General features: G+C 64.3%; 17 protein-coding genes and 1 pseudogene. 12 read left to right on the plus strand and 6 right to left on the minus strand.

Features of this window, described 5'->3' with window-relative positions; genetic code table 11:
- Positions 1 to 124: 124 nt before the first annotated feature.
- Positions 125 to 787, plus strand: a complete 663-nt coding sequence (locus MAFF_RS16995; protein WP_010912164.1) for a YggS family pyridoxal phosphate-dependent enzyme — start codon at positions 125 to 127, stop codon at positions 785 to 787.
- 110 nt (positions 788 to 897) lie between these two features.
- Positions 898 to 1,946, plus strand: a pseudogene (locus tag MAFF_RS17000) (aldo/keto reductase).
- Between the two features lie 268 nt (positions 1,947 to 2,214).
- On the opposite strand, the gene MAFF_RS17005 reads toward MAFF_RS17000, so the two are convergent.
- Positions 2,215 to 3,120 carry a LysR substrate-binding domain-containing protein gene (locus tag MAFF_RS17005; RefSeq protein ID WP_010912167.1) on the minus strand — a complete coding sequence of 302 codons (906 nt, stop codon included), beginning with the start codon at positions 3,118 to 3,120 and terminating at the stop codon, positions 2,215 to 2,217.
- A 125-nt stretch (positions 3,121 to 3,245) separates the two neighbouring features.
- Between MAFF_RS17005 and MAFF_RS17010 the strand changes: the two genes are divergently transcribed.
- The 3 genes from MAFF_RS17010 to MAFF_RS17020 all read left to right on the plus strand — a co-directional run bounded on the left by MAFF_RS17010 (position 3,246) and on the right by MAFF_RS17020 (position 6,860).
- Positions 3,246 to 4,439: an MFS transporter gene (locus tag MAFF_RS17010; RefSeq protein WP_010912168.1), complete on the plus strand. Its 1,194-nt coding sequence runs from the start codon at positions 3,246 to 3,248 to the stop codon at positions 4,437 to 4,439.
- A 61-nt stretch (positions 4,440 to 4,500) separates the two neighbouring features.
- Complete coding sequence (locus MAFF_RS17015; RefSeq protein WP_010912169.1) at positions 4,501 to 5,781, plus strand: SGNH/GDSL hydrolase family protein; 1,281 nt, start codon at positions 4,501 to 4,503, stop codon at positions 5,779 to 5,781.
- Between the two features lie 44 nt (positions 5,782 to 5,825).
- A complete protein-coding gene (locus tag MAFF_RS17020) occupies positions 5,826 to 6,860 on the plus strand; it encodes an aldo/keto reductase (protein WP_010912170.1) in 1,035 nt (344 codons plus the stop codon).
- A gap of 185 nt (positions 6,861 to 7,045) precedes the next feature.
- Here MAFF_RS17020 and MAFF_RS17025 read toward each other — a convergent pair whose 3' ends face one another.
- Positions 7,046 to 7,318 carry an usg protein gene (locus MAFF_RS17025; RefSeq protein WP_044548405.1) on the minus strand — a complete coding sequence of 91 codons (273 nt, stop codon included), beginning with the start codon at positions 7,316 to 7,318 and terminating at the stop codon, positions 7,046 to 7,048.
- A gap of 315 nt (positions 7,319 to 7,633) precedes the next feature.
- On the opposite strand from MAFF_RS17025, the gene acs reads away from it, so the two are divergent.
- Both acs and MAFF_RS17035 read left to right on the plus strand, forming a co-directional pair.
- Positions 7,634 to 9,589, plus strand: coding sequence for an acetate--CoA ligase (gene acs, locus MAFF_RS17030; protein WP_010912172.1), 1,956 nt, complete (start codon positions 7,634 to 7,636; stop codon positions 9,587 to 9,589).
- Positions 9,589 to 10,338 carry an MOSC domain-containing protein gene (locus MAFF_RS17035; RefSeq protein ID WP_010912173.1) on the plus strand — a complete coding sequence of 250 codons (750 nt, stop codon included), beginning with the start codon at positions 9,589 to 9,591 and terminating at the stop codon, positions 10,336 to 10,338. The genes acs and MAFF_RS17035 overlap by 1 nt, the downstream gene beginning before the upstream one ends.
- Here MAFF_RS17035 and MAFF_RS17040 read toward each other — a convergent pair whose 3' ends face one another.
- The 3 genes from MAFF_RS17040 to MAFF_RS17050 all read right to left on the minus strand — a co-directional run bounded on the left by MAFF_RS17040 (position 10,339) and on the right by MAFF_RS17050 (position 14,614).
- On the minus strand, positions 10,339 to 11,607 hold the full coding sequence (locus MAFF_RS17040) for an SAM-dependent methyltransferase (RefSeq protein WP_010912174.1): 1,269 nt from the start codon (positions 11,605 to 11,607) through the stop codon (positions 10,339 to 10,341).
- A gap of 389 nt (positions 11,608 to 11,996) precedes the next feature.
- Positions 11,997 to 13,430, minus strand: coding sequence for a pilus assembly protein (locus tag MAFF_RS17045; RefSeq protein ID WP_010912175.1), 1,434 nt, complete (start codon positions 13,428 to 13,430; stop codon positions 11,997 to 11,999).
- Between the two features lie 314 nt (positions 13,431 to 13,744).
- Positions 13,745 to 14,614 (minus strand): transglutaminase-like domain-containing protein, encoded by an 870-nt coding sequence (locus MAFF_RS17050; protein WP_010912176.1) that lies wholly within the window; start codon positions 14,612 to 14,614, stop codon positions 13,745 to 13,747.
- Between the two features lie 168 nt (positions 14,615 to 14,782).
- On the opposite strand from MAFF_RS17050, the gene MAFF_RS17055 reads away from it, so the two are divergent.
- On the plus strand, positions 14,783 to 15,448 hold the full coding sequence (locus MAFF_RS17055) for an HAD-IA family hydrolase (RefSeq protein ID WP_010912177.1): 666 nt from the start codon (positions 14,783 to 14,785) through the stop codon (positions 15,446 to 15,448).
- 60 nt (positions 15,449 to 15,508) lie between these two features.
- On the opposite strand, the gene MAFF_RS17060 is transcribed toward MAFF_RS17055, so the two are convergent.
- The gene (locus MAFF_RS17060; RefSeq protein ID WP_044548408.1) at positions 15,509 to 15,730 is read right to left on the minus strand and encodes a DUF1674 domain-containing protein; all 222 of its coding nucleotides are present in this window, start codon (positions 15,728 to 15,730) and stop codon (positions 15,509 to 15,511) included.
- A gap of 105 nt (positions 15,731 to 15,835) precedes the next feature.
- Between MAFF_RS17060 and htpX the strand changes: the two genes are divergently transcribed.
- From htpX to purH, 4 genes are all read left to right on the plus strand, one after another.
- Complete coding sequence (gene htpX / locus MAFF_RS17065) at positions 15,836 to 16,846, plus strand: zinc metalloprotease HtpX (protein WP_010912180.1); 1,011 nt, start codon at positions 15,836 to 15,838, stop codon at positions 16,844 to 16,846.
- Positions 16,837 to 18,225: an RsmB/NOP family class I SAM-dependent RNA methyltransferase gene (locus MAFF_RS17070; RefSeq protein WP_010912181.1), complete on the plus strand. Its 1,389-nt coding sequence runs from the start codon at positions 16,837 to 16,839 to the stop codon at positions 18,223 to 18,225. The genes htpX and MAFF_RS17070 overlap by 10 nt, the downstream gene beginning before the upstream one ends.
- 206 nt (positions 18,226 to 18,431) lie before the next feature.
- A complete protein-coding gene (locus MAFF_RS17075) occupies positions 18,432 to 20,156 on the plus strand; it encodes a heparinase II/III family protein (protein ID WP_044548410.1) in 1,725 nt (574 codons plus the stop codon).
- 94 nt (positions 20,157 to 20,250) lie between these two features.
- Positions 20,251 to 21,867, plus strand: a complete 1,617-nt coding sequence (gene purH, locus MAFF_RS17080) for a bifunctional phosphoribosylaminoimidazolecarboxamide formyltransferase/IMP cyclohydrolase (protein WP_010912183.1) — start codon at positions 20,251 to 20,253, stop codon at positions 21,865 to 21,867.
- Positions 21,868 to 21,890: the final 23 nt, after the last annotated feature.

The following is a 21,890-nucleotide window of genomic DNA, read 5'->3' on the forward strand; positions in this document are numbered from 1 at the left end:
CGCGGGCGACTGGCCCGGCGGTCCAAGGAATGTGGTCCGGGTGTTCACCATGGTTTGACAGACCCGTCAACCATATGGGCATCGCAGCGGCTAAAAACGCGGGTCAAAACAGCGGGATTTGCACATGGGTGACACCGTTCAGCAGTTTTTCGCGGTCAAGGCGAAGATCGCCGCCGCCGAGCGGGAAGCCCGCCGCGAGGCCGGCGCGGTGACGCTGGTGGCCGTCTCCAAGACCTTTGACGCCGCCGACATCCGGCCAGTGATCGAGGCCGGCCAACGGGTCTTCGGCGAGAACCGCGTGCAGGAAGCGCAAGGCAAATGGCCTGATCTGAAGCAGGCCTTCGCCGATATCGAATTGCATCTCATCGGTCCGCTGCAGTCAAACAAGGCCAAGGAGGCGGTGGCGCTGTTCGACGTCATCGAGACGGTCGACCGCGAGAAAATCGCCGCCGAACTCGCCAAGGAAATCGCCAGGCAAGGCCGCGCGCCAAAACTCTATGTCCAGGTCAACACTGGCTCCGAGCCGCAGAAGGCCGGCATCGAGCCGCGCGCCGCGATCGCCTTCGTCACCCGCTGCCGCGATGTCCACGGCCTCGCCATCGAAGGGCTTATGTGCATCCCGCCGGCCGACGAGAACCCCGGCCCGCATTTCGCCCTGCTGGAAAAGCTTGCCCGCGAGGCCGGCGTCGAAAAACTATCGATGGGCATGTCCGGCGACTACGAGACGGCCATCGCCTTCGGCGCCACCAGCGTCAGGGTAGGCTCGGCGATCTTCGGCAGCCGCTGATACGCACGCCTTTGGGCCAGTTCGGCAAGCCGGTTGCGCCACGGCTGGAAACGAAACGTTCCGTTCCTATTTGTTTTGTGTCATCACACATTTCTCCTGGAGCCTTCGCCATGCGTTACAACCAGCTTGGAAATACGGGGATGTTCGTCTCCGAACTGTGCCTCGGCACCATGACTTTCGGCGCCGCCGGCCAGAATGCCCAATGGGGCCTGATCGCCAGCCTCGACCAGAAGGGCGTCAACGACATCGTCGGCCGCTCGATCGCCGCCGGCGTCAATTTCTTCGACACGGCCGACGTCTACTCCTTCGGTGAGTCCGAGCGCCTGCTCGGCCAGTCGCTCAGGGACCTCGGCGTCAAACGTTCGGATGTCGTCATCGCCACCAAGGTGCATGGCACCATGGGCCAGGGTCCGAACGAGCGTGGCTCCTCGCGCGGCCACATCATGGATTCGGTCGATGCCAGCCTCGAACGGCTGCAGCTCGACCATATTGATCTCTATCAGCTGCACGGTACCGACGCGGTGACGCCGATCGACGAGACGCTGCGGGCGCTGGACGACCTCGTTGCCAGCGGCAAGGTCCGCTATGTCGGCGTTTCCAACTGGGCGGCATGGCGCATCGCCAAGGCGCTCGGCATCGCCGACCGCAAGGGCTTCGCCCGCTTCGAGACCATCCAGTCCTATTATTCGATCGCCGGACGCGACCTCGAGCGCGAGATCGTGCCGCTCATCAGCGAAGAAAAACTCGGCCTGATGGTGTGGTCGCCGATGGCGGGCGGCCTGCTTTCCGGCAAGTACGGTCCTGGCGCGCCGGGCAATGGCGAGGGCCGCCGTGCGTCCTTCAACTTCCCTCCGGTCAACGAGGACCGCGCCTGGGCGGCCGTCGCCGTCATGCGCGAGATTGCCAAGAAGCATGACGTCAGCGTTGCCACGGTGGCGCTCGGCTATGTCCTGGCCAAGCCTTCGTGATGAGCGTCATCATCGGCGCCAGCCGCATGGACCAGCTCGAACAGAACCTCGCCGCGACGGGAGTAAAGCTCGACGCGGACGATCTCGCCAGGCTCGACGAGGTCAGCGCGCTGCCGTCCGAATATCCCGGCTGGATGCTGGAGCGCCAGGCGGCCGGTCGTCGCCCGGCGCCATTCGTGCCGAAGGGGTAGTCCGTCTCCACCACGACGCGATTTTCTGCAAAGCCGCGCGTTCCTTCGGGCGCGCGGCTTTTTCGCGCTTCAAGCCGCACGGCCGCCTTGTACCGGACGCGATTGCGGCTACCGGAGCAGCATATGGGGATGTCTGGAGGTGACGATGGCACCATCCGCCGCGCAATTTCGGGACGGCATCGTTGCGATCCCGTGATGATGAGCGGACGGGGATTCCATATCCCGCCCCTGTCGGGTTGTCGAACGGACCTTGAAAACCTGCGTTTCCTCAGAGCCGCACGGTCTCGGCCAGAAAATCGAGAAAGGCCCGCACCCGCGCCGGCAGATGCCGGCCCTGGCCGACATAGACGGCGTGGGTCGCCTCCTCGTCGCCCGGATTGAAATCCTCCAGCAGTGCTACCAGCCGCCCGGCAGCGATATCGGCCGCGACATGCCAGCGCGCCAGCCGGGAGATGCCGGCTCCGGCCAGCGTCATCAGCCGCATCGCCTCGCCGTCGCTGACCAGCGTGTTGCCGGTGATCGGGACCATGACCGCGCGGCCTTCAGCGTCGACAAACGGCCAGCCATCGATATGCCTGACGAAGCCGAAGCCCATGAGATTATGCCCATCGAGGTCGGCCGGCGTCAGAGGCTTGCCGTGCGCTTCGAGATAGGACGGGGCCGCAACCACCACCACCAGGCTCTGTCCGAGCTTGCGCGCCACCAGCCGCGATTCGCCGAGCGGCCCGGCGCGGATGGCGACATCGGCACGTTCGGCCATCAGGTCGATGACGCTGTCGGTCAGCACCAGATCGACGGATATCTCGGAATAGCGCTCAAGGAAGCGCGGCAAGAGCGGGATCAGCCGGTGCACGCCGAAGGGCACGTAGGTGTTGACGCGCAGCCTCCCGCGTGGTGCGGCACCCGCCGCCGCCTCGCGCTCGGCCGCTGCCATGTCGGCCAGGATACGCAATCCGCTGTCGTAGAACGCCGTTCCCTCCGGCGTCAGCTGCAGCTTGCGTGTCGAACGGCTAACCAGCCGCGCGCCGAGCCGAGCCTCCAGACGCGCGATCAGTTTGCTGACGGCCGATGGCGTCATGCGCAACGTGCGCGCAGCCGCCGAGAAGCTGCCCGCCTCGACAACGCGCACGAAGACTTCGATCTCGCCGGAGCGGTTGATGTCGGGTCTGGCCATTTGTGAATCTATTTCACAGAAAATGTGCCCAACACAAGTCTGGTTCACAGTGCATGGCGACACGATCTTTCGGGCCGGAGCGCGGTTTGGACAAGGCGCTCGTCGTTGCCAAAGTGGGAACCGCCATGCCTATTGCTCTCTACGCCCTCGCCGCCGGTGCCTTTGGCATTGGCGTCACCGAATTCGTCATCATGGGTCTGCTGATCGATGTCAGCAAGGACCTCGGCGTCTCGATCTCGGCCGCCGGCCAGCTCATTTCGGGCTATGCGCTGGGCGTCGTCATCGGCGCGCCGCTGCTCACCATCGCCACCGGCAACTGGCCGCGCAAGACCGTGCTGCTGGCGCTGATGGCGATCTTCACGCTGGGCAATCTCGCCTGTGCGCTGGCGCCCGACTATTGGGCCCTGATGGGCGCCCGGATCATCACCGCCTTTGCCCATGGCACGTTCTTCGGCGTCGGCTCTGTCGTCGCCACCGGCCTGGTCGCGCCCAACAAGAAGGCGTCGGCGATCGCGCTGATGTTCACCGGGCTCACCATCGCCAACATCCTCGGCGTGCCCTTCGGCACCTGGCTCGGCCAGGCCTTCGGCTGGCGCGCGACCTTCTGGGCGGTGACCGCGGTCGGCCTCGCGGCCTTCGCCGTCATCCTGGCCCTGGTGCCGCGCAGCCAGGTCGCGCCCGAGAAGAGCGACCTGCGCGCCGATCTCGCCGTGCTGCGCCGCACGCCGGTCCTGCTCGGCCTTGCTACCACCGTGCTTGGCTATGCCGGTGTCTTCGCCGTCTTCACCTACATCGCTCCGCTGTTGACCGAGATCAGCGGCTTCAAGGAAGCCGCCGTGTCGCCGATCCTGCTCGTCTTCGGCGGCGGCCTCATCGCCGGCAATCTCGCCGGCGGCAAGGTCGCCGACCGTTGGCTGGTGCCGGCGGTGCTGGGCAGCCTCGTGGTGCTGGCCCTGGTGCTGGCGACCATGAGCTTCGCCATCCACAGCCAGGTACTGGCCGTGATCTATGTCGGGCTGCTCGGCGCCGCCGCCTTCGCCACCGTGGCGCCGTTGCAGATGTGGGTGCTGGACAAGGCGCAAGGCGCCGGCCAGAGCCTCGCCTCGTCCTTCAACATCGCCGCCTTCAATCTCGGCAATGCCGCTGGCGCCTGGCTCGGCGGCGCGGTCATCGCCCATGGCCTTGGGCTGGGTTCCCTCACCTGGGTCGCCGCCTTGCTGCCGGTCGCGGCACTCGCCGTGGCCGGGCTGGCCCTGCGCCTCGACAGACATGAAGAGCGGCTGATCCCGGCTGCTGCCGGCACCGCCTGCATGAAGTGATGGCAGCACCGATATCGACCGTCGACAGACGCCCCGAAACCAGACCCGAGAGGAGAACCCTATGACGCTTCCGATCCGCCGCACCACCGTTGCCCTGCTGGCAACGCGCCTGACGCTGGGCGCGCTCGCTTTGGCGGCTTCGTCGATGGTCAGCCCGGCAATTGCCAACGAGAAACAGGATTGGGTGGGCACCTGGACGGCCAGCCCTCAACCGACATGGGGAACCGATTTTGCCTTGCCGGTGAAAATGGTGCCAAAGCTCGAGAACCAGACCATACGCCAGACGGTCAGGACCAGCGTTGGCGGCAGGCGGTTCCGCATCGTCCTGTCGAACGAATATTCAAACGTGCCGATCCAGATCGGCGAAATACGTGCGGCGAGAGCTGGCGAGGACTCGAAAATCACGGCCGGCACCGATCGTGCCGTCACATTCGGCGGTCAGGCAAAGGCAACAGTTCCGGCAGGCGCGCCTTTGGTCAGCGATCCGGTGGAATTGCCCCTCGACGCCTTGAGCCGCCTTTCAATATCGGTCTATCTGCCGCAGCCCACACCGATCGCCACCTTCCATTGGGACGGCAAGCAGACCGCCTATATCGGCGACGGCAACCAGACGGCTTCCGAAACCATCGCGGCCGCGCAGACCACCGACGCGCGTACCTTGGTCAGCGAGATCCTGGTCGATGCGCCGGCAAATAATGGCGCCGTCATCGCCATCGGCGATTCGATCACCGACGGCAATGGCGCCACGCTGGACGCCGACAACCGGTGGCCGGACGTCCTCGCCGAGCGCCTCGTCTCGAAGCAAGTGTCGGTGCTCAACGCAGGCATATCCGGAGCGCGGCTGCTGGATGATGCGATGGGCGTGAAGGCTTCGGCGCGCTTCAACCGTGACGTGCTGGCTCAGCCCGGCGTCAAGGCAGTCATCCTGCTCATCGGCATCAACGATATCAGCTGGCCCGGCACGCCATTCGCACCTGAGAAATCCCTACCCTCTCTGGCGGCACTCACCACTGGATACTTGCAACTCGCAGCCCAGGCCCACGCCCATAATCTGATCATCGTCGGCGGCACGTTGACGCCCTTTGAGGGCGCGCTGAGCGGCACGCCGCTCGATGCCTATTACACGCCTGAAAAAGAAGCGTTGCGCCAGAAGGTCAACAACTGGATCAGAACCAGTGGTGCCTTCGATGCGGTCGTCGACTTCGACCTGCTGCTCCGCGACCCCCTGCACCCGACACGCCTGCTGCCGGAGTTCGATTCCGGCGACCACCTCCATCCGGGCGACAAGGGAAACCGGGCCATGGCCGAGGCCATCGATCTCGGCCAACTGATCAAGAATTGAGCAGCCGGCAACTGACTTCATCCGGCAATTGAAAGGACAAAATCATGGACTATCGACGTCTCGGCGCGTCAGGCCTGAAAGTGCCCGCACTCTCATTTGGCGCGGGAACCTTTGGCGGCTCCGGACCGCTGTTCGGCGCCTGGGGCAACAGCGACGCCAAGGAAGCGCGGCGGCTGGTCGACATCTGCTTGGAAGCTGGCGTCAATCTGTTCGACACCGCCGACGTCTATTCGAACGGCGCCTCGGAAGAAGTCCTTGGTGAAGCCATCAAGGGCCGGCGCGACGCCGTGCTGATCTCGACCAAGACGTCCTTGCCTATGGGTGATGGGCCGGCCGACTACGGCTCTTCCCGTTCGCGCCTGATCAAATCCGTGGACGCCGCGCTGAAGCGCCTCGGCACCGACTATATCGACCTGTTGCAACTGCATGCCTTCGACGCCGGCACGCCGGTCGAGGAGGTGCTGTCGACGCTGGACGAGCTCGTGCGCGCCGGCAAGCTGCGTTATGTCGGCGTCTCCAACTTTTCCGGCTGGCAGGTGATGAAGTCGCTGGCGCAAGCCGACAGGCACGGCTATCCGCGCTACGTCGCGCACCAGGTCTACTATTCGCTGGTCGGCCGCGACTATGAGTGGGAGCTGATGCCGCTCGGCCTCGACCAGGGCGTCGGCGCGCTGGTGTGGAGCCCGCTCGGCTGGGGCCGCCTGACCGGCAAGATCCGCCGCGGCCAGCCTTTGCCGGAAAAGAGCCGGCTGCACGACACCGCCGGCTTCGGCCCGCCGGTCGAAGACGAGCATCTTTACCGGGTGATGGATGCGCTCGACGCGGTGGCGCAGGAAACCGGCAAGACCGTGCCGCAGATTGCCATCAACTGGCTGTTGCAGCGCCCCACCGTTTCCTCCGTCATCATCGGCGCCCGCAACGAGGAACAATTGCGCCAGAATCTCGGCGCCGTCGGCTGGTCGCTGACGCCGGAGCAGATGAAAAAACTCGACGCCGCAAGCGAAGTCACCGCGCCCTATCCGTATTTCGCCTATCGCCGCCAGGAAGGTTTTGCCCGGCTGAACCCGCAGGCGGTGTGAACGCCACGCGCCGAAGCCGAGGCGTGTTGAGATTCAGGTCAGGCCGAGTCGAGAATGGTGGCTTCCGAGAACCGGAGCGGAGCGTACTTTTTGTACGTGAGCTCAGTTCTACTGCGACGCAGTAGAACGGGGAAGCGCAGGAGGCCGCCATTCGCAGGCCGGCCTCACCTGAATATCGGCACGCCTTAGTGCAGCACGAACTCCCCATCCACCTTGCGCCATTCGTTCGGTGCGATCAGCTTCTGGTGCGTGTAGACGACCGAGTGCAGCGGCCCGTCGAGCTTGGCCTTCCAGAATTCGATGAATTTGATCAGCACCGGAAACGTCGGAGCGATGTCGTAGTCCTGCCAGATGAAGCTCTGCAGCAGGTGCGGATGGTCGGGGAAATGATAAAGAATCTTGGCCGTGGTCAGGCCATAACCCCTGAGCATCAGGTCCATTTCGGCATGGTCGCGCATTGCGGTCCCCCTTGGCGGTCCTTGGTTGATTCTCCTTTCCTCCCACGGCTCATTGTGCGCGCCGTTGATTAATCGTCTATTGATTTTTTCTTCATCAAAACCGGGTTTAGCATGAGAAAACATGCGGTTAGCAGCGAACTCCTTCGAGTGCTGACAGCCCCGGAAAGGCCCCCTGCGGCATCCCGCCACGCAAACCCAACGTCTAATATTGCCGTAACGTCGGAACTGGTAATAATGCCGCCGAATTCGCGGCCGCTTCGTCGCGATCCAGCCGGCGGTTCAAGCCGGCGGATTGGTTTGGGAGGAAAGTCAGGAATGTCCGAGGTTCATGTCCATCGCGTCCAGCCGGCGTGGAAGAAGAATGCGCTGATCGACAACGACACGTACCTGAAATGGTATGCCGACAGCATCAAGAACCCGGACAAGTTCTGGGGCAAGCACGGCAAGCGCATCGACTGGTTCAAGCCCTTCAGCAAGGTCAAGAACACCTCCTTCGACGGCAAGGTCTCGATCAAATGGTTCGAGGACGGGCTGACCAATGTTTCCTACAACTGCATCGACCGCCATCTGAAGAAGCGCGGCGACCAGACGGCCATCATCTGGGAAGGCGACAACCCCTACGACGACAAGAAGATCACCTACAACGAGCTCTACGAGCGCGTTTGCCGGCTCGCCAATGTGATGAAGAAGCACGGCGTCAAGAAGGGCGACCGCGTCACCATCTACATGCCGATGATCCCGGAAGCCGCCTATGCGATGCTGGCCTGCACGCGTATCGGCGCCATCCATTCGATCGTCTTCGGCGGCTTTTCGCCCGATGCGCTGGCCGGCCGCATCGTCGACTGCGAATCGACCTTCGTCATCACCGCCGATGAAGGCCTGCGCGGCGGCAAGTCGATTCCGCTGAAGGAGAACACCGACAAGGCGATCGACATCGCCGCGAAGAACTTCGTCATGGTGAAGAACGTCCTCGTCGTGCGCCGCACCGGCGGCAAGGTCGGCTGGGCGCCGGGCCGCGACCTCTGGTATCACGACGAGGTCGCGACGGTGAAGGCCGAGTGCAAGCCCGAGAAGATGAAGGCGGAAGACCCGCTGTTCATCCTTTATACCTCAGGCTCGACCGGCAAGCCGAAGGGCGTGCTGCACACCACCGCCGGCTATCTCGTCTATGCCTCGATGACGCACCAATATGTCTTCGACTACCATGACGGCGATATCTACTGGTGCACCGCCGATGTCGGCTGGGTGACGGGCCACAGCTACATCGTCTATGGCCCGCTCGCGAACGGCGCCACCACGCTGATGTTCGAGGGTGTGCCGAATTACCCCTCGCAGTCGCGCTTCTGGGAAGTCATCGACAAGCACAAGGTCAACATCTTCTACACCGCCCCGACGGCGCTGCGCGCGCTGATGGGCGCCGGCAACGACCCGGTGAAGAAGACCTCGCGCAAATCACTGCGTGTGCTCGGCTCAGTCGGCGAGCCGATCAATCCGGAAGCCTGGGAGTGGTATTTCAACGTCGTCGGCAACGGCAAGGTGCCGATCGTCGACACATGGTGGCAGACCGAGACCGGCGGCATCCTGATCACGCCGCTGCCAGGCGCCACCGACCTCAAGGCAGGCTCGGCGACGCGGCCCTTCTTCGGAGTCAAGCCGCAGCTAGTCGACGGCGAAGGCAAGGTGCTGGAAGGAGCCGCCGACGGCAATCTTTGCATCACCGATTCCTGGCCGGGCCAGATGCGCACCGTCTATGGCGATCACGACCGCTTCGTGCAGACCTATTTCTCCACCTACAAGGGCAAGTACTTCACCGGCGACGGCTGCCGCCGCGACGCCGACGGCTACTACTGGATCACCGGCCGCGTCGACGACGTCATCAACGTCTCCGGCCACCGCATGGGCACGGCCGAGGTCGAATCGGCGCTGGTGAGCCATGACAAGGTCTCGGAGGCCGCCGTCGTCGGCTACCCCCACGACATTAAGGGCCAGGGCATTTACAGCTACGTCACCTTGATGAAGGGCGAGGAACCGACCGAGGATCTGCGCAAGGAGCTCATCGCCCATGTCCGCAAGGAGATCGGCGCCATCGCCTCGCCCGACAAGATCCAGTTCGCCCCTGGCCTGCCCAAGACACGTTCCGGCAAGATCATGCGCCGCATCCTGCGCAAGATCGCCGAGGACGATTTTTCTACCCTTGGCGACACCTCGACGCTCGCCGATCCGGCCGTCGTCGACGACCTCATCGCCAACCGGCAGAACAAGAAGGGCTGATGCCGGGCGAAGCGGCATTGGGCTCTGTCAGCCAGCTCTGGCGTTATCCGGCGAGTTCGCTCGCCGGCGAGCGCCAGGACGCCATCCTGGTCGGACCGGCGGGCATGGCGGGCGACCGCATGTTCGGCCTCGTCGATACCTCGGACAACGAGATCGCGCGGCCCGACCGCGAGGCGAAATGGCACAAGGTGCCGCGCATTCGCACCCGACTGGTCAATGATCGCGACCTGGAGATCGCCGTCCCCGACGGCGACTGGCTGAGCGCCCCCGGCGCCGAATGCGACCGTACCATATCGGCCTATCTCGGCTTTGCCGCCTCGATCCGGCCCTTCGGCCGGGAGAATGCGCCGCCGGCCTATGCCGGCCCGGTCACCGCCGCCCGCTACACCAAGGCGCCGATCCATCTCCTGACCACGGCCTCGCTGGCGCGGCTGAAGGCACTGCATCCGGATGGCGCCTCCGACCCGCGCCGCTTTCGCCCCAACATCGTTGTCGATATGGCGGCTGTCGAAGGCTCATTTCCCGAAACGGAATGGATCGGCCGCAAGCTCGCCATCGGCGAATTGCTCCTGACAATTTCCGAACCCTGCCGCCGCTGCGGCTTCACCATCATCGCCCAGGACGGTTTCGACAACGACCCGCGGATCCTGCGCAACCTGGTCCGCCACAACGCGCACAACCTTGGCGTCTACTGCACGGTGGACAGGCCGGCCGGTATCAAGCTCGGCGATGCGATGCATTTTCTGTAACTACCGATAAAGGTCGGCCCGTGTCGGCGGCAATCCGCTCGGCCCCCGCGCGCGCCTGGTGACGACTGTCTGGAAAATCTGCGCCGAGCCGCGATCGAAGGTGATCGAACAGCCGGTGAGATAAAGCAGCCAAAGCCGTGCCTTGGCCTCGCCGACCTCGGCGATCGCCTCGTCGAAGCGGGCCTGCAGGCGTTCGGCCCACAGCCTGCAGGTGCGGGCATAGTGCTCGCGCAAATTCTCGACGTCGGCGACGAGGAAGCCATGTGCCTCGAGATTGCCGAGCGTCATGCCGATCGTGTCGAGTTCCCCGCCGGGGAAGATGTATTTGATCAGCGCCTTGTATTCCGGTCCCTTGCGCAGGGTCTTCTTGATGTCGCCCTTGCTGCGCCTGGTGATGGCGTGATGCAGATAGATGCCGCCCGGCTTCAGCAGCCGATGGACGGTGGAGAAGTAGGCGGCGTGGTTGGCGAGCCCCAGATGTTCGAACATGCCGATCGACGATATCTTGTCGAAGGTACCAGTGAGTTCGGCATAGGATTTTATCTCGATGGTGATCTTGTCCTCCAGCCCCTCGGCGCGAATGCGCTCACGAGCGAGCTTCGTCTGGGCTTCCGACAGCGAGACGCCGTGGCCGGTGACGCCATAATTTTTCGCGGCATGGATCAGCATCGCTCCCCAGCCACAGCCGATGTCGAGCAGTCTTTCGCCGGGCTTCAGCCGCAGCTTGCGGCAGATATGGTCGAGCTTGTCGGCCTGGGCCTCATCGATGCCGTTAGCGAAATCCTTGAAGTAACCGCAGCTGTAGACCATGCGTTCGTCGAGAAAGAGCCGATAAAAGGCATTCGAGATGTCGTAGTGATGCTGGATCGCTTCCTGGCTCGAACCGCTGACGAACGGATTGCGCCCCGAAAGATCAGTCCGCGCCGTCATCTGTTTCCTCGAAAACAGCACGGCTGGCAGATCACGTAGGATCGCCAGCTTTGGCAATGTCTTGAGTTTCGACCTGAGTTTGCCTTGCGAAGGCAGGGCGTAGAAATCAAACAGCGATCCGTCTTCGACGTCGACTGCCTTGGAAATCCACATCTCGATCAGCGTCGAGAAGGTGGGGCGGCGAACCATCTGCCAGACAATGTCCGGGTCGTTGATGGTGAGCAGCGGGCCGGTGGTGGGACCGATCCGTTCCCCGGTCCACAGCTTGACGGCAAAGCCCGGCTTCAGCGTTTCAACAACCGTTCGAACGATCCGCGCGGCCTTATCGGTGGCGTCCATGCTTCCTCCCCGAAGCCAAGGCGACAATGTTGTCTGTTTGCCCTTGGACTGCAAGCCGCCCATCTGGCCGGCCCGTCCGGAAGGACACACCACCGGCTTTTTGGAGATGATGCCTTGCCATTTGCAAAATCAGACCCCATCATCTCTACGTGTTCAACAAATCGAAAGGAGGTGATCCGATGTCGAGTGATTTCGTTTTCCAGAACGTGGCCTCAGCGGATTGCACTTTCGGGAAGCAGTCTTCCCGTTAAGGCGCGAGATGCGCGGCAGGTAACCCGAAGGGGTTGCCGCCACAGGCCGCGCCATGGACGGAAACACGGAAGGCCGCCGGCTTCGAAAGAAGCGGCGGCCTTTTCCGTTGGCCCAATGTCGCCAGAGGCCACGGCGGTTCACTTGGCGATCGTCAGCCGCTCGATGTTCTGCACGATGGCATTGAATGCTTCGTCCAGTTCGGGACCCGTAGCCGCCTCGTAATAATGCTTCAGGGTGGACGTATCGGCCGTGGAGCAGTCCTGGAGCACGCTCTTTGCCTGATCCCGCTCGGTCGATGTCATCGACGGATCGTCGAGGTCGAAGCCTATGGTGAAGATCTCGATGCCGTCGCGCTTCATGTTGTCGCAAATGCTTTCGGCATTGCTTCGCGACATCTGGCCGGCATTTTGCGATCTGGGCGCGCCGCGCCCGGCGGCGAACGCCGTGTTGAACTGGCCGTCCGTCATCAGGATCGCGACCTTGCCGACTTTTCTGTTGTCGAAATTGGCAGGACCACTGCCCAGCCGGGCGTTGACAATGGTCGAGCGCCAGGACGGCGAGAGCATGTAATAGCCCCACTGCACAGCGATGCCGCCGGCGGTCACGCCTGCCGCCTTGAAATCAGCAATCGTGTCGAGCAATTTCTGTTTGTCGGCTGTCAGCGGAATAAGCTCCGGCTTCGGGCAGGTACCCATGCGATCATCGCGGTTGACCTTGGCGAGATACTCCTGGTTCTGATTGTTCCTGCGCAACTCGGACGGCCCGTCGGACGAGTAATCGGCATAGCCGTCCTTGTCCTTGCGCTCGGTGGCGCATTTGTCGGGCCGCAGGGTCACGGATGAGCCAACCGGGATCGGTGCACCCGCCGATGGCACTGGTGGTGGCAGGTTCGAGCCCCCTGCCTGCTCGACGAAAACGCTGTCGGCGAGGCCGCCCGTATTCACCGCTTCGGCATAGGGAACTATCGCCACGCGCACGCGCGGATTGTTCGGGTCGATGTTGTTGTCCAGCAGATTTTCGACGGCCGTTGAAGCGGCGGCCTGCAAGTCGCCGATCTTGTCGGTCTTTGCCCACCAGTTGGCGGCCATCGATCCGGTCACATCGAGCATCATCGCCACTTCGATGGTCTTGTCCGAATAAAGCGATGTCGTCGACGCGGTGACGCGTTGCGTATTGCCCATGCCGAAAACCGGGAAGAACAGGGCGACATCGACATGGGCGTCCGCCTGCACCGTGTTGGCGGTCCTGTCGACGACCAGTCTGTCGAGCACGATCTGGTCGGGCTGCAGAATGCCCGCCATGCTGTTGGCCACCAGAAAGTTCTGCACCGCCTTGCTGGCGTCGGCTTCCTTGATGACCCCGGTCGTCAGGTCGCGCGCCGTCGATGTCACCGCGGCGTCGACCACGCCTTGCAGGCCCGATTTGGCGTTGTAGAGCTGCGAGATGTCGACCGAGAAGCCGGCGGCCAGCGCCAAGACCGAGGCAGCAAAGCCGAACAGGATTGCGAAATTTCCACCGCTGTGTCTGGCGAACCCGCCGACCGCGTGAACAAGACCCCTGTAATTTCGCATTCCAACAGCCTCCGCTTGCCTCGGCCTCGTCGCCGCAATGAGGGCAATGCAGGATTCCAGCCGGAAGCCGCTCGTCGAGCGCCGGAACCGGGCCGCGAACCATCAACCCGTTGTTTTTGTTGGATTTCGGCTGTTTCGAAGGTGAATGACTGGTAAACGGAAAGTCGCGGCTTCGGCGGTGTTTACCGACCGCTTACCATGCTCAAATCGAGGCAAGCGCGGAATGCTCCGCGACGTCCTGTTGCGGCACAGGCCCTCTGTGCCGCAACAGGCCAACTGTCCCGAGATTGCGGGACACGAAACAGTGCGAAGAACTACGCCAGCATCTGTGCGCTGACCGTCCTGTCGATGCCGCGATGGGGCGGATTGAACGATCTGCCCTCCTGCTCATAGGTCCACACCTTGAACAGGCAGAGCCGGTGTGGACCAAAACTGTGCAGCAAGGGCACGTCGGTGGCGTCGCGGCCGCGCGCGATGACGATCCGGCCGGTCCTGGGCTGGTTATGGCGTGGATCGAACGTGTACCATTTGCCGTCGAGGAACACTTCCATCCAGGCCGAGAAATCCATCGGCGCCGGATCGATCGGCACGCCGATATCGCCGAGATAGCCGTTCACATAGCGCGCCGGAATGTTCATGCAGCGGCAGAGCGTGATCGCCAGATGGGCGAAGTCGCGGCAGACGCCGACCCGCTCCTCATGCGCCTGTGCCGCCGTGCGGGTCGATCGCGCATAGCCGTAACCGAACGACAGGCGGTTGTGGACATAGTCGACGATCGCCTGCACCCGCGCCCAGCCGGAGGGAAGATGGCCAAAGAGCTGCCAGGCGAGACTGCTGAGGTGATCGGTCTCGCAATAGCGGCTGCCGAGGAGATAGAAGAGCACCTCGTCGGGCAATTCGGCCACCGGCACTTCCCGGGCCAGCGTGTTGACCTCGTCCGTCTCGCCACTGTCTTCGATTACTGCGTCGTAGAGGATGCGAAAGGTGCCGGCCGGTGCGGTGAAGCGGCGGCAGCCATTGCCATGCAGGTCATGGTAGAGCTTGGTCGGTACCGAAGGCGAAGTCAGGACACGCGTCTGCCGCTTGATGTCGGCTTGCCTGTCCTTGTGGATCTCAAGCAGCGAAATCACCGGAGTGGCCTCGGCGCATTCAATGGCGATTTCGTAGCCGAGCCGGATCAGCATCGCAGGTCCCCTTCGATCGTCATGAAAAATAATGCCGTTCAAACGCCGCAAGGTGGCCGTGGTTCCCTGGACCGCCGCAAAATACACCCTCGTGCCTTTCCATGTCCGCGCCTTGACGTTACGGTTGTGCCCTCCCTCGACGCGCTCCCCCGGATTTCAAGGAAAATCATGTTTGCTGGCAGAAAATTCGCGGCCTTCCTTTTCGACATGGACGGCACGCTGATCAATTCCATCGCCTCGGCGGAGCGGGTGTGGAGCGATTGGGCGCGCCGCCATGGCCTCGACGTCGCTTCCTTCCTGCCGACGATCCACGGCGTGCGGGCGATCGAGACCATCACCAACCTTGCCCTTCCAGGCGTCGACCCGGCGCATGAGGCCGACCTGCTGCTGAAAGCCGAGGCCGCCGATCTGGATGGCATTGTCCCGATCGCCGGCGCCGTGGCATTTCTCAAGGCGCTGCCGGGCGAAAGCTGGGCGATCGTCACCTCGGCGCCGCGCTCCCTGGCGCTTGCGCGCATGGAGGCTGCCGGCATTCCTGTCCCCGCGGTCATCGTTGCGGCTGAAGACGTCTCGCGTGGCAAGCCGGCCCCTGACTGTTTCCGGCTTGGCGCACAACGGCTCGGCGTCGATGCGCGCGACTGCCTGGTGTTCGAGGATGCTCCGGCCGGCATCGCGGCGGCCGAGGCCGCGCAGGCTTCGGTCATGGTGATCAGCGCCACACATTCGCACCCGCTGCCGACGCAGCATGCCGCGATCGCTGGCTATGACGGCGTCGGCATCACCATCGACGAGCGCGGCTGGCTGGCGCTCGAGGCCCAGCGCGACGCTGCTTGAACCACCGGAGCGCAGGTAGCAGCCATTTGCAGGCCGGCCTCACCTGAATATCAATGCACCCTAGAAGTCGCTGGTCAGGCCTTTGACTTCCCAGTCGCCGTAGCGGCCGGGTTCCTTGCCGCCACGGCCGCCGACTTCCTTCGGCAGGGCGGCTTCCTTTTCGCGATACGCGGCGCGCCGGGCCTCGGCCTCGGCCAGCGCGCGTCGCGCGGCGGGCGTCAGATCCTTCGGCGAGGCATCGCCATCGGTTTCAGCGGGCGTTTTACTGGTTTCGTCGGTCATGCGATATTCCACGCGGATTGAAACAGCGGCAGGTGTTTCCCATCATATAGCCATGAACCCACGACGATCGACCCCTCTTCACCATCATCTGGATAGGAGCAGACGATGAACACTCTTCGCACCGCCATGCTTCTAGCCGCGATGACGGCGCTGTTCATGGGCGTCGGCTTCCTGATCGGCGGTTCGGGCGGCATGATGATCGCGCTGCTGATCGCCGCCGGCACCAATCTGTTCAGCTACTGGAACGCCGACAAGATGGTGCTGTCGATGAACCGCGCCGTCGAGGTCGACGAGAAGAATGCGCCGGAATATTACGCCATCGTCCAGGCGCTGGCCAAGCAGGCCGGGCTGCCGATGCCCAGGACCTATCTGATCGACAATCCGCAGCCCAATGCCTTCGCCACCGGCCGCAATCCGCAGAACGCGGCGGTCGCCGCCTCCACCGGCCTGTTGCAGCGGCTGACCCATGAAGAGGTCGCGGCTGTCATGGCGCACGAACTCGCGCACGTCCAGCACCGCGACACGCTGACCATGACCATCGTCGCCACCTTTGCCGGTGCCATCTCGATGCTGGGCAATTTCGCTTTTTTCCTCGGCGGCAACCGCGACAACAACCCGTTCGGCTTTGTCGGCGTGTTGGCGGCGATGATCGTGGCGCCCTTTGCCGCGATGATCGTGCAGATGGCGGTCAGCCGCACCCGCGAATACGAGGCCGACCGGCGCGGCGCCGAAATCTGTGGACACCCGCTCTGGCTGGCATCGGCGCTTGACAAGATCGCCCGCGGCGCCGAACGCATTCCCAACCCCGATGCGGAGCGCAATCCGGCGATGGCGCATCTCTTCATCATCAATCCTCTGCACGGCGAGCGCATGGACAATCTGTTCTCCACCCACCCCAGCACCGACAACCGCATCGCCGCGTTGCAGGAGATGGCACAGCAGATGGCGGGCGGCACCCAAGCCGCCCCGCGCCCGACACCTAGGCAGGCCGGGGAACAACAGCCGTCCGGCCCGTGGGGCCAGGCCCCTCAAGCAGAACAGCCGGCGGAGCCGGAAAGGCCGAAGGCCAACCCATGGGGACGCAATCCGACCGGGCCCAAAGGCCGATGGTCGTGAGCGTGGCGGGACCTCGACGCGCAGGCTCAGGCGATCAGGACCATAGAGACGGCGGCGAATTCGTCGCCGGTCTCGCCGCCCGCAAGGCGGCGGCGCGGCTGCTGGCCGCTGTCATCGACGCCAGGACACCGCTCGACGGACTGACCGACCATGAGAACGGCCACCCGCAATACAAGGCGCTCGATTTGCGCGACCGTGGCCTGGTGCGGGCCATTCTGGTCACCGCGCTGCGCTTCCGCATGACCATCACCGGGCTGCTGGCGCGGCGCCTGGAAAAGCCGCTGCCGCCCAACGCCACCGCTTTGTCGCACATCTTGCATGTGGCGGCGGCACAGATCCTGTTCCTCGACATTCCCGACAGCGCCGCCGTCGACCTCGCGGTCACCCATGCCAAGTCCGATCCGCGCACCCAACGTTTCTCCGGTCTGGTCAACGGCGTGCTGCGCACGCTGGCCCGGGCCAAGGAGACGGAACTGCCCGCCGCCCTTGCCGCCACCGACGAAGCGCCAAAATGGTTCTCCGACCGGCTGAAAGCCGCCTATGGCGAGGACAAAGCGAAACAGATCCTCGCCGCGCACCGTTACGAGGCGCCCGTCGACTTCTCGGTTAGGGCCGATCCGGAACTCTGGGCCGAAAAGCTCGGCGGTATCGTGCTGCCCACCGGCACGGTGCGCGTGGAAAACCTTGCCGGAGCCGTCACCGACCTGCCCGGCTTCGCGGAAGGCGCCTGGTGGGTCCAGGATGCCGCCGCCAGCCTGCCGGCGCGGCTCTTTGGTGATGTCGGCGGATTGCGTGTCGCCGACCTCTGCGCCGCGCCCGGCGGCAAGACCGCCCAGCTGATCCTGGCCGGCGCCAAGGTCACCGCTGTCGATACCTCGAAGAACCGGCTGGCGCGGCTGGCGCAGAATCTCGACCGCCTCGGCCTGTCGGCCGAGATCGTCCAGGCCGACCTGCTCAAATACGAGCCCGCGGAGCTGTTCGATGCGGTGCTGCTCGACGCGCCCTGCTCGTCGACAGGCACGGTGCGACGGCATCCCGACGTGCCATGGACCAAGACGGCGGCCGATGTCGAAAAGCTCGCCGACCTGCAAAGGCGGTTGCTCGCCCGCGCCGTCACGCTGGTCAGGCCCGGTGGCCGGATCGTCTTTTCCAACTGTTCGCTCGACCCGCTCGAAGGGGAAGAGCTTCATCTGGCGTTTCTGAAGGAAACGCCAGTGGTCGTCGACGATCCGCTGCGGCAAGGGGAGATCGCCGGCATCGACCCTTTCCTGACGGCGCAAGGCACGCTGCGCACCACGCCCGCCGACCTTGATCTCGGTGCCCCGGAGCGCTCGGGCCTGGACGGCTTCTTTGCCGCGCGCATGCGCCGCGCTCTTTAAAGCAGTCTTTCGCGACCGCGAAAACTGCTCGCCCCGCAGGTTTCGCCGCCACCAAAAGAGGACATAAGTCACGGCAGACGCGACTTTTTTAGGGACGACCACGGCCACGGCCGCGCGAAGTGGGTCGGTTGAAAGAAATCCGCCTTCGCATAAGTTCTTGAATCATATAAGCTTGCGCTGGGGTAGAGGACGGACCAGGAGGGCTTTTGGCACTGGCTGCCAGCAACACGACGCGTCTGTGGACGCTTGTCGCGAAGGAGTTCTGGCGCAAGACGCGCCGGCGCTTGCGCGCCGGGCCGGTCTATCGCTGGCGCTATTCCGGCCGCACGCCCGAACGCGTGCTGATCGCACCGCCGGACCTGCGGCTGGCCGACCCGCAGATCGCGCTGGAGATCTATTATGGCCGCTATCCCCTGTCGGGGCACCTGGTCGAGACCGGCGGCAAATCGCCCTTCCAGATCAACGTGCCCAATCATGGCTGGCAAAAGACGCTGCATGGCTTTCGCTGGCTGCGCCACATGCGCGCCGCCGGCACCGAACTTGCCGCCGCCAATGCGCGTGCCCTGGTGTCCGACTGGATCGCCATGCACGGAAACAACATTGCCGGCATCGCCTGGGAGCCCGGGACGACGGCCAAGCGCATCATAGCCTGGCTGCAGCATTCCTCCGTCGTGCTGCAGGGCGCCGAATTCCCCTTCTACCGCGCCTTCCTGAAGTCGCTGGCCGTCCAGATCCGCTATCTCAGGTCGATGGCGCGCGAAATGCCCGACGGCAAGGACCGGCTGCGCGCCCGCATAGCACTTGCCTTCGCCGCGCTTTCCCTGCCGGCGCCAGCTTCGGCGCTGCGCGGCGCCACCCGCAACCTCGCCGAGGAACTCAACCGCCAGATCCTCGCCGATGGCGGCCATATCTCACGCAATCCAATGTCGGTGCTGGAAATCCTCGCCGACCTTTTGCCGCTGCGCCAGACCTACGCCAACCAGGCGGAGACCCCGCCGCAGGCGCTGATCGGCGCCATCGACCGCATGCTGCCGGCGCTGCGCTTCTTCCGCCACCAGGATGGCAGCCTCGCCCGCTTCAACGGCATGGGCGCCACCATCCATGACCGCATCGCCACAATATTGCGGCATGACGACACCGCCGGCGCGCCGCTGCTGCACGCGCCGCATTCGGGCTATGAGCGGCTGTCGATGGGCGGCGTCACCGTCATCGCCGACACCGGCATGCCGCCGCCGGTCGACGTGTCCAACGCAGCCCACGCCGGCTGCCTCGCCTTTGAACTATCGTCCGGTCGCCAGCACTACATCGTCAATGCCGGTATCGACACCTATGGCGCCGCCGAGTTCCGGCCGCTGGCCCGCGCCACCGCCGCGCACTCGACCGCCACCATCAACGACACCTCGTCGGCGCGCTTCAGCCATTCGCTGCGCGTCAACGACCTGCTGGGTTCGCCACTGATCGGCGGCCCGCAGCAAGTGCAGTGCAAGCGCATCGACCAGAAGGGCGTCCAGGGCTTCATCGCCCGCCATGACGGCTATGTCCCGCGTTTCGGCTTCCTGCACGAGCGCGAGCTGAAACTGTCGTCCAACGGCAATGTGCTGGCCGGCAGGGACCGGTTCCAGCGGCCCGGCAATGCCGCGATCCGCAACAATGGCCGCGACTTCATCACGGTGCGCTTCCACCTCCACCCCGACATCAGCCTGCTGCAGGACGAACATGACCGGCTGGTGCTGACCGCCGACCAGGCCGACAGCTGGGTGTTCACCTCAGGCGAAGTGGTGCCGGAGGTCGAGGAATCGATCTATTTCGCCGGTCTTGGCGGCCCGCGCCGAAGCCGGCAGATCGTGCTTGCCTTCAAGGCTTCGGACGTATCCGAAGTGCACTGGCAGCTGACCCGCACCAGCATCGCCGGCTATCCGGAAAACAACTGACCGTGCCGGCCACCACCAAGCTTGCCGCTTGATTTCCTGATGTCATGTGCTACGGCGCGGGCTTGCCCCTCCAGCCGTGAAAGGCCGCCAGCCCATGGCCGTCGCCGCCAAGAACATTCCCGCCCCGGACCTCGTTCCCGTACGCCGTGCCTTGCTTTCGGTCTTCGACAAGACCGGCCTCATCGACTTCGCCAGGGCATTGGCTGCAGCCGGTGTCGAATTGGTCTCGACCGGCGGCACCGCCAAGGCGATCGCCGAGGCCGGCCTGGCGGTGCGCGACGTCTCGGAGCTCACCGGCTTCCCCGAGATCATGGATGGCCGCGTCAAGACGCTGCATCCTTCCGTGCATGGCGCGCTGCTTGGCGTGCGCGACGACCCCGAGCATGCGGCGGCGATGCGCAAATACGGCATCGAGCCGATCGATCTCCTCGTCTCCAATCTCTATCCGTTCGAGGAAGTCCGCCGTTCCGGCGCCGACTATGCGGCCATCGTCGAGAACATCGACATTGGCGGCCCGGCGATGATCCGCGCCTCGGCCAAGAACCACGCCTATGTCGCCATCGTCACCGATCCGGGCGACTATGCCTCGGTGCTGAACGCGCTGGAAATGAACATCGGCTCGCTGTCCCTGGATTTCCGCAAGAAGCTGGCGGCCAAGGCCTTTGCCCGCACAGCCACCTATGACGCGGCGATTTCCGGCTGGTTCGCCGAGGCGCTGGAGATCGAGCATCCGACCTGGCGCGCCTTCGGCGGCAGGCTGACCGAAGTGATGCGCTACGGCGAAAACCCGCACCAGAGCGCCGGCTTCTACGTCAATGGCGACAAGCGCCCGGGTGTCGCCACGGCGCGGCAGCTGCAGGGCAAGCAGCTCTCCTACAACAACATCAACGACACCGACGCCGCCTTCGAACTGGCCGGCGAGTTCGATCCCAGCCGCTCCGCCGCGGTCGCCATCATCAAGCACGCCAACCCGTGCGGCGTCGCCGAGGGCACGTCGCTGAAATCAGCCTATGCCAAGGCGCTCGCCTGCGATCCGGTCTCTGCCTTCGGCGGCATCGTCGCTGTGAATCGCACCCTCGACGCCGAAGCGGCAGAGGACATTGTGAAGACCTTCACCGAGGTGATCATCGCCCCTGATGCCACGGACGAGGCGGCGGCGATCGTTGCCGCGAAGAAAAACCTGCGCCTGCTGGTCACCGGTGGCCTTCCCGACCCGCGTTCGCCCGGCACGACCGTCAAATCCGTTGCCGGCGGCCTGCTCGTCCAGGGCCGGGACAACGCCGTGGTCGACGACCTCGAACTGAAAGTGGTGACCAAGCGCGCACCGACGCCAGCCGAAATGGCCGACCTGAAATTCGCCTTCCGCGTCGCCAAGCATGTCAAGTCGAACGCCATCGTCTATGCAAAAGATGGCGCCACAGTCGGCATCGGCGCGGGCCAGATGAGCCGCGTCGATTCCTCCCGCATCGCCGCCCGCAAGGCGCTCGACGCGGCCGAGGCTGCGGGCATGACTGAGCCGCTGACCACGGGGTCCGTTGTCGCCTCCGATGCCTTCTTCCCCTTCGCCGACGGTCTTCTTGCCGCAGTCGCCGCCGGCGCCACCGCCGTCATCCAGCCGGGCGGCTCGATGAACGACAAGGACGTCATTGCGGCGGCCGATGAACACGGCATTGCGATGGTGTTTACGGGCGTGAGGCATTTCCGGCACTGAGCGCCCTCTTCCTTCTCCCCCTG

The organism is Mesorhizobium japonicum MAFF 303099 (assembly GCF_000009625.1).
Lineage (GTDB): Bacteria > Pseudomonadota > Alphaproteobacteria > Rhizobiales > Rhizobiaceae > Mesorhizobium > Mesorhizobium japonicum.

Bases quoted from the DNA above. Each gene is read 5' to 3' on its own strand.
- acs (WP_010912172.1), top strand. From the start codon at position 7,634: ATGTCCGAGGTTCATGTCCATCGCGTCCAGCCGGCGTGGAAGAAGAAT.
- MAFF_RS17010 (WP_010912168.1), top strand. From the start codon at position 3,246: ATGCCTATTGCTCTCTACGCCCTCGCCGCCGGTGCCTTTGGCATTGGC.
- purH (WP_010912183.1), top strand. From the start codon at position 20,251: ATGGCCGTCGCCGCCAAGAACATTCCCGCCCCGGACCTCGTTCCCGTA.
- MAFF_RS17035 (WP_010912173.1), top strand. From the start codon at position 9,589: ATGCCGGGCGAAGCGGCATTGGGCTCTGTCAGCCAGCTCTGGCGTTAT.
- MAFF_RS17045 (WP_010912175.1), bottom strand. From the start codon at position 13,430: ATGCGAAATTACAGGGGTCTTGTTCACGCGGTCGGCGGGTTCGCCAGA.
- htpX (WP_010912180.1), top strand. From the start codon at position 15,836: ATGAACACTCTTCGCACCGCCATGCTTCTAGCCGCGATGACGGCGCTG.
- MAFF_RS17060 (WP_044548408.1), bottom strand. From the start codon at position 15,730: ATGACCGACGAAACCAGTAAAACGCCCGCTGAAACCGATGGCGATGCC.
- MAFF_RS17005 (WP_010912167.1), bottom strand. From the start codon at position 3,120: ATGGCCAGACCCGACATCAACCGCTCCGGCGAGATCGAAGTCTTCGTG.
- MAFF_RS17015 (WP_010912169.1), top strand. From the start codon at position 4,501: ATGACGCTTCCGATCCGCCGCACCACCGTTGCCCTGCTGGCAACGCGC.
- MAFF_RS17040 (WP_010912174.1), bottom strand. From the start codon at position 11,607: ATGGACGCCACCGATAAGGCCGCGCGGATCGTTCGAACGGTTGTTGAA.
- MAFF_RS17050 (WP_010912176.1), bottom strand. From the start codon at position 14,614: ATGCTGATCCGGCTCGGCTACGAAATCGCCATTGAATGCGCCGAGGCC.
- MAFF_RS17055 (WP_010912177.1), top strand. From the start codon at position 14,783: ATGTTTGCTGGCAGAAAATTCGCGGCCTTCCTTTTCGACATGGACGGC.
- MAFF_RS16995 (WP_010912164.1), top strand. From the start codon at position 125: ATGGGTGACACCGTTCAGCAGTTTTTCGCGGTCAAGGCGAAGATCGCC.
- MAFF_RS17070 (WP_010912181.1), top strand. From the start codon at position 16,837: ATGGTCGTGAGCGTGGCGGGACCTCGACGCGCAGGCTCAGGCGATCAG.
- MAFF_RS17020 (WP_010912170.1), top strand. From the start codon at position 5,826: ATGGACTATCGACGTCTCGGCGCGTCAGGCCTGAAAGTGCCCGCACTC.
- MAFF_RS17025 (WP_044548405.1), bottom strand. From the start codon at position 7,318: ATGCGCGACCATGCCGAAATGGACCTGATGCTCAGGGGTTATGGCCTG.